Here is a 7,401-nt window from a genome sequence, read left to right as displayed (position 1 = left end):
TAGAGGATCTGTTCCATCTGGTTAGGAGTAAGCCCGTCGAAGTCATCCAGGGGGGTATTATTCTGGTCGTTGACAGCCTTTTCGGCGTATTTATTTATGTCATAGATTTTCATAATGGCAGATTTAATAAAGTATTATAAAGCAGTTTATTTACCCAAAAAATAACCAATTTCCGCATCAAAGTCACCCGTCGCCGTTTGGGCTGGCGCAGCCATTGAATTGCCACGACTGAATTGCTCACGACTGAATTGCCACGGCCTTCAGGCCGTGGGCGGGGAGAGAAAAAACACGGGACTTTAGTCCCAGATCTCCATTTAGAATCCCGCGATGATCAATCTCCGAAGGGATGGACTGCATAATTGTGCTCATCCGCAATACAATTATTTAAATTTTTAAGCTATATTACGGCAATCAATTTCCGCATTTTCTTCCTTTATAATATATTCAAAAATAACCAGAGAGGTTAGAAATGGTAAAACTTGCTCTTCCTTTCTTACTGTTGGCACTGCTGCTATCGGGATGCAAATCGTCCGTTATTGAATCCCGCCCCGCTTCACCGAGTTTGCAATTCAGCTTTTCAAATTCACAGAAGGCGCACGTTAAGCTGACCGTTGAAAACATGTATAACAGCGTTGTAGCAGTCCTGCTGGAGGAGGATATGCCTGCCGGAGACCATTTAATAAACTTCAGAATAGAAAACTTCACCAGCGGTTTATACTATTTTATAATGGAAGCCAAAGGCATAGATAATAACTACTACGAAAAATCGACTCAGAATTTCAATGTGGTGCTGCAATGAAAAAATGCATTATAACATCAGCCCTGCTATTAATTGTAAATTCGGTCTTATTTCCGCAGTACAGGATAAGCCTGAATCCCGGCTTCGGCTATTATGCCTCCAACTCTGAGAACGCGCTCAGAATGATGGAGAATCAGAAGAAATACCGTTCCTATTTCTCCTTCGGACTTTCATTTCAGAAAGATGACTTCTTCGGAATAAGCTTAATGCTGGATTACAGCTATAATCATCTTACCAGGGACAATCTGGTGGTGTTTGATTATTCCGATATGAGTCCCATTGAATACAGCAAAATTCATGGCGGATTAAAACTTTCCACGCACAGCATTGACATTGCTTATCTGGGCACACTAACCCGGAATTTCCATTTCGGCATTGGGCCTTCATTTGTTATTACCAGCAGGACATATGAAAGTGAAGCAGGCTATGGGGATGGAAGACTTGTATTTCCTGCGTTTCAGGACCGTCTGGCGTCCTCGGGACTTGGAATAAACGTCTTCATGATGTACAATACGCATTTAATTGAAAGCTTTTATTTAACATCCAAAATAAAATTGCGTTACGCCCATTCCATCTGGTTCGACAAAGGCCCGCGGAATCTGGATAATTACAGCCAGGAATTCGTCACCCCGGAAGTGTCCGTTGGACTGGGCTATGCGTTCTGAATATTCACTCAACGGCGTACTGCGTCGTACAGGCAGAAAATAATTCATATCTGTGCAGGGGCGGCCGGCGCCGGGCCTGCCCATGGCATAGGCCGCCCTGCTAATGATGTCATCAACCCTTCCCGTGGTGTCAGGAACCACTTCCGGCACTGCTTATGCCTTAAGGCATAACATTATCCTCCCGCGCGGCTGTTTCTGACAACATAAACAACCCCGTCCTTCACATCAAACCCTACTCCGTGTCCGCAGAGGATGATCCTGTAGAGGTTCATCGCATCATCGGTATCCGTAATTTCCATGAACTGGCACAGGCTCTTAAAGGTGTACTGATAAAGCCCTATTTCCTGCTCCATCAGCCTGTGTCTCATATTGGAAAGGTACTTATTCCTCCATATCATATCAGGTGTAAGGCTGTTTGCCCTTGTAGGCAGAAATGGATAGATATAGCTCAGGATATTAACATATAAAACACTGCCTGTATCCTCCGGGTAAAGCATATCGTCAATAAAGCCGTCCATTTCATAGAGCATCTGAACGATATACCTTTTGAATCTCATTTCAAAGAGAGACAGCGTCCGTTTAAGTATTTGGATGTGATGCTGCACAATCAGGAGTATTCTTTGCCTGGACAAATTTAATTCCGCGCCTATTTCCTGGAAACTATTTCTGCCTACGAACCGGCGCTGAAGCACCTGTCTGTCCCTTTCCGGAAGGACTAGCAGTAAATTAGAGATAAGGCCATAATGAATTTCCAGAATATCAAATAAATAGAACCGGTCATCCTCATGCACGTTCACAATGGTTTCTATATTGCCGTACGCCTCGTTTTTTACTTTAGGGTACGGGTGGGCTGTTATCCTGGAGTTTAAGTCGGGCAGATTGTTCAGGAAATCTAGAAGCTGTTTGAGTGTAATTACGCCAACCCGGCGTTCTTTCAGCAGTTTTTTTGTATTGAGGTCCAGAATGTCTTTAACGGTGACGAGTTCCAGATGTAAAGAAAGATAGCTCACGAATTTTGCAGGGAGGAAGCATTCAAACCATCTGATCTCGAGCCTTCCCAGTCCGGCAAACAGTTTCTCCGGGCTTTGGAAACATGATCTTATATCGGGGCCAATAAAAAAGCTGGGACTGTCTTCTGAGTCAACGAGGCTGCTCAGTTCAGATATTTTATTAAGGAAGCGGATAACCTGGTTAATCGTAAGAATTCCGATGCCTTTGGATTTCATGAGTTTTTCCGCATTAAACTCCAGCAGATCCTTAATTGTGCGCGGGAAATCATGTGAAGTAATATAGCGCACGAATCGTTTGGGCAGCACCTTATGGAAGTCCAGTATGCGACTGTCCAGGTACTGTTCGAGATCCGCGGGATTTTTGCAGAAAGAAGAAAACGGGCCAGAAGGGGCTCCAACAAACCGGAAGTCGTCGTAGGTCTCACTTAAGGGGGCAACCCCTTTAGCCTTATGTTTTAAGGAATTGTCCTTCATATAAGCCAGTCCGGAAATATAAGAAATAAAAATTCCTGAGAGTGAAAAATGATAGTCCCCAAAGATGCAAAAATCCTAGCAAGAAGAAAAGAGTGGAAGTGGAAAAGACACTATTACACCAGATCCTTAGGCCGCAGGTATCATTGAAGGAAGACCTGAACAGGGATGCAGTTTTACTAAGTCTTAGTTACCAAGATAAAAGTTCAAATAGGAACTAGAGATGGAAAGACAAAAAATATTTAATCGTTAATTGTAGTTTCCTTTGTATTTTGTTAACTTCTAAAACAAAAAAGCTAATAACAAAACGGTACTCTTAGATGAAAGACTTTTTTGTTTCTATAGAAGGATTATCTTCAGAGAATCTTACTACAGAAATTTTAGCCCAAATTTTAATATCCCGGGAATTTGCAGCATATCAGCGTTTATTCTTTAGTCACATATTCCAGGAAAACTGCTTAAAATCGACAGAAGAATACGGATACGAAGTTACAACGCAAATGGACTTTAAAGAGCTAGGGCGACCAGACTTGGTTATCTATAATACAAATTCTGTATTTCTCATTGAGAACAAATTCTATGCACCGTATTCTAACGAAAATCAAATAAGCCGTTATATCGAAATACTAAACACTCACTTCTCCAATTATTCAAGAAAGGAAATATTCTTACTAACAATCAAACGCAGACTAAATCACTACGAGGAAAAAATTAGTAAAGATCTGATTCTAAGCAACACTAAAGTTGGCACAGTGAAGCTCAACTATCTTTTATGGGATGATATTTTAAAGATTTTTGCATCTACAAATTTTGTTGTAAATAATTTAGCTTATTTTATTCAGACAAGGTTCCTTACTTCAATAGAATTAGACCCTAAGGAAATAGAAATGCTTAACAATAACAATTATCCACAAGCGTTGAATAAGATTTTCAATCTTATTCCATTAATTAAAGATATTATTTTAAAATCTTATACTGTTCAAAGAACCAGTCAGTCATATAATTATTATGGTTTTTACATTGAGCAAGGCTTGGTAAAATCCTGGTTTGGATATTTTTTCCCTTTATGGTTAACTCCTATTGATGTTAATGTATGTACCCCTCTACATTTACAGATAAGAGAGGAATGGATTACTAACGGAGTAGATTTAACAAAATTTAATAATGAGTTATCCACTATAGGATTTGTTAAGCATAATGATTTTCACTGGGTTAAACCTTATGACCTGAAATTGTTGTCTTCAAAAGACAGCAGTAGTGAGTTAAATTATGAAAAACTAGCTCAGGTTTTGATGAATGATCTGGAGAAAGTTCAAAATGTTGCCAGACCTTAGTATTTACGTTGAACAGTATTGCGTTTATACGATTTAATTATAATTTGGATATTTGTTGTTTGCTACTGCAGCTCATTATAAAGTATTTAAAAACCATTTATTCGAGGAATATTAAAGTGAAATGAAAATATTGGTGATTACAAATAGCTATGATGTCACTGTGGATTATATAATCAATAAATACAACTCATATTATCAAATATTTAGATTTAATATTGACAAATTTGATGAGTATAGAATTCGTATTGCGAATAACCCATTTAATTATTTAATATCTTCTCCAGTTCAGGAAATAAAATCAGAGGAAATAAAATCTATCTACTTTAGAAAACCAACATTTTCAAAAAAACAAGAAGATGAAATTGGACTTGTTAAGAAAAGTTTATTGCGATTAATTTATGGCTTTGCGGAATCTTTTGATGGAACATGTTTAACACGCCCGTCTATTTTATCCGTTTCTGAAAATAAGGTTGTTCAGATGAAGGTGGCTGAAAAGGTAGGCCTAAAAATCCCAAAAAGTTTGATTACAAATATCAGGCTAGACGCAGATCAGTTCTCCAATACTAATAGAAGCACAATCTTTAAATTTCTTTGCAATTCAAATTATGAAAAGGGAAACAATGAATATACCCTTGGCACAAATATTCTAGATGATAGTGAAAGTTTGCGAGGTATTGAAAAATTGCCAATTTATTTCCAGGAATATCAGGAAAAGACATATGAATTAAGGGTGACAATAATAGGTGAAACGATCTATGCTGTTAAAATATTATCCCAGGGCCATGAGTCTACTAGAATTGATTGGCGGAAATGTTATAATGCACTTCAATATGGAATGGATGAATTACCCAAATCAGTTCGTGATAAGCTGTTTCTTTTAATGAAAGAATTAAATATTAAATTTGGTGCTTTTGATCTGATCTTTCATAACGGCGAGTATTATTTTTTGGAAGTAAATCCAAACGGGCAATGGCTATGGCTTGAACGTTCATTAGGAATAGATATTTCAGAACAAATTATTAAATATTTGATAAAGTAGATATGTATTATGTACTAAAAATATTTTCTTTTAGTCCAATCTTCAATATTTCTGGAGAGGACAAGTTTTACGGAGATATTGGGGAGAAAAGTAATTTAATACGAATCTCAATAGTAGGATTTACTATAATTTATTTCTTTACTTTCTTTTCAATAGTTTATGATAAAAAGAGGAAAAGGATAAAATTTGAATATTTTCATATAGTAAAATATCCGATTCTTTCTATAACCGAAGACCAAATTCAGGAAAAAATCAGGAGATTTACTTGTTCTATTGAATCTTGTGATGAAGAAGCTTTAACTATTAAGCTATCAGTAATAAAGGATAAAATTGAAGGCCAACAGGAGAACATTAATCATTCTCTTGTAAAAGCAAATGTGGTACTGGCTATATTTATTGGTGTATTACTATATTTTATGGGAAGCAAATTTGATCCTCTGCTATTTTATAATGGACCAGTGGGAGTAAAAATCCTATTAGTACTATTAACGTTCTGTTATTTTGCATCATGTGTGAATTTATTTTTCTTCATTACAAGATTAACAAGGGTTAGTTCATACTGCGAAGTGTCAATCCCAAAATCAAATAATAAGCACAGGATTTTGAATGAAACGATTATTGATTATTACACCAAGTTTACGAGAAACAAAATAAATAGTGTAAATCAGGTCTCTTATAATATTTGGGTCCAAGATTATTTTAAGAAGTTTATTATTTATGGGGTTCTAATTCTTGCATTATTATCAGTTCCATCTAAATTGTATGTATCTGATAAATATTTATCGAATACGCATGAAATTTATCGATCATTTCAACTTACTTACAGAAATGCCGAAATATTTACATCTAATATATCGGAATTAAATAATAGCACAGTATTGCTTGATTCACTGAAAATACCTAAAATTGTAATGTTTTATCAGGAAAGTAAAATAAACAGAACAAGAATAGCTTGTTTAGAAAAGTATTATGATCGGATTTCAAGAACAAAAATATATAAAAAAATAATTCCTGTTGACACAGAATTACTTGATGGCAACAAAATTTACGTAATAACTTTAGGATGTAAATAATGGAAAAATTCTTTTTTGAAAAATATGCCGAAAAAACAATAAAAAAGAATGAACTATTGTTTCTTTATTCTCATGAATCACAAACTACTAATTTGAATATTAATAAGATAAATGGTGAAACTATGATTACGGAAGTGGAGGGTGAGATCACAGACACTGATGATATTCTTATGAGCAATTGTGTGACGGAAATATCCAAATCCCATGGTGAAGGCACTGATGACGATGACATTTTTGATTTAGCAGGCTCTACAGGTACAAGAGAAAACGGGGAAGCTTTAGACGAGGATGATTTTCTCCTAAATTAGTTGGATTACCAAAATTATTCCATAAATGAAGTATAGTTTAGCTCTTGATGGACTTACCATTTTCAACTAAAATACCAATTCACTACCTGGTCAGGGCATTTGAGGAAACAACAACCTCTTATAAGTATTTGTGGCTCTGGGCTCTAATTAGTAAGGTTTTAAAATGTAACAGTTTATTGATATCTGTAGATGAGATAGCCTCAGAAATGCTAATCCTCGCATCAGGGCCCATAATTGAAAATAAATTATCTTTTGGCAGGCAGGATAAAATGAATGATTTTATTTCTGCAATCACCCTTCATTACTTCCCAGATTCAAATCTAAAAGGTCCCGATATTCAAAACTGTATAAGAGAAAATTCCGGTGATCTGACAATAAAAGATACCATTCGCAGTATTTCGAGATACGTGCCCTTCAGATTTTTGACACCATGGTTTAATGATGAATTGGTGAGGCGTAAGGATTCAGAAAAGAATAAACTTATTGTTGAATTATCCAATCAGTATTTCACAAATTCGGAAAGAAGACCTCTATACAGACTTGATGAAAGCATGCACTATATAGAAGTGGAGACCTTATGGGCAGAGTACATAAAAGAAAATTACAAAATACTCGAAGGTTTTATATTTTGGCATTTTGCCAGTTATTTGTCGAGGGCCACGAAAACCTGCCACTAAAATGTAAAAAGGGCCATTGAAACCC

9 protein-coding genes are annotated in these 7,401 nt (G+C 36.2%); 7 read left to right on the top strand and 2 right to left on the bottom strand.

The features are described 5' to 3' along the window. A partial coding sequence (locus HF312_13190; GenBank protein MCU7521168.1) for a SecC motif-containing protein occupies positions 1-113 on the bottom strand: 113 nt, incomplete at its 3' end. 356 nt (positions 114-469) lie between these two features. On the opposite strand from HF312_13190, the gene HF312_13185 reads away from it, so the two are divergent. Together HF312_13185 and HF312_13180 are read left to right on the top strand one after the other, a co-directional pair. Further along, entirely contained in the window at positions 470-799 is a 330-nt protein-coding gene (locus HF312_13185) for a hypothetical protein (protein MCU7521167.1), read from the top strand. After that, positions 796-1,464 carry a hypothetical protein gene (locus HF312_13180; protein ID MCU7521166.1) on the top strand — a complete coding sequence of 223 codons (669 nt, stop codon included), beginning with the start codon at positions 796-798 and terminating at the stop codon, positions 1,462-1,464. Before HF312_13185 ends, HF312_13180 begins: the two co-directional genes overlap by 4 nt. A gap of 173 nt (positions 1,465-1,637) precedes the next feature. Here HF312_13180 and HF312_13175 read toward each other — a convergent pair whose 3' ends face one another. Then, positions 1,638-2,948: a hypothetical protein gene (locus HF312_13175; GenBank protein MCU7521165.1), complete on the bottom strand. Its 1,311-nt coding sequence runs from the start codon at positions 2,946-2,948 to the stop codon at positions 1,638-1,640. A 317-nt stretch (positions 2,949-3,265) separates the two neighbouring features. On the opposite strand from HF312_13175, the gene HF312_13170 reads away from it, so the two are divergent. From HF312_13170 to HF312_13150, 5 genes are all read left to right on the top strand, one after another. Further along, complete coding sequence (locus HF312_13170) at positions 3,266-4,279, top strand: PD-(D/E)XK nuclease family protein (protein MCU7521164.1); 1,014 nt, start codon at positions 3,266-3,268, stop codon at positions 4,277-4,279. A 121-nt stretch (positions 4,280-4,400) separates the two neighbouring features. Beyond that, on the top strand, positions 4,401-5,318 hold the full coding sequence (locus HF312_13165) for a hypothetical protein (GenBank protein ID MCU7521163.1): 918 nt from the start codon (positions 4,401-4,403) through the stop codon (positions 5,316-5,318). A 2-nt stretch (positions 5,319-5,320) separates the two neighbouring features. Then, positions 5,321-6,391 (top strand): hypothetical protein, encoded by a 1,071-nt coding sequence (locus tag HF312_13160; protein MCU7521162.1) that lies wholly within the window; start codon positions 5,321-5,323, stop codon positions 6,389-6,391. Next, positions 6,391-6,699 (top strand): hypothetical protein, encoded by a 309-nt coding sequence (locus HF312_13155; protein MCU7521161.1) that lies wholly within the window; start codon positions 6,391-6,393, stop codon positions 6,697-6,699. Before HF312_13160 ends, HF312_13155 begins: the two co-directional genes overlap by 1 nt. 47 nt (positions 6,700-6,746) lie before the next feature. After that, entirely contained in the window at positions 6,747-7,376 is a 630-nt protein-coding gene (locus tag HF312_13150) for a hypothetical protein (protein MCU7521160.1), read from the top strand. Positions 7,377-7,401 lie beyond the last annotated feature (25 nt).

The sequence above is a fragment of the Ignavibacteria bacterium genome (assembly GCA_025612375.1).
Lineage (GTDB): Bacteria > Bacteroidota > Ignavibacteria > Ignavibacteriales > SURF-24 > JAAXKN01.
This window is presented reverse-complemented; position numbering and strand designations above follow the sequence as displayed.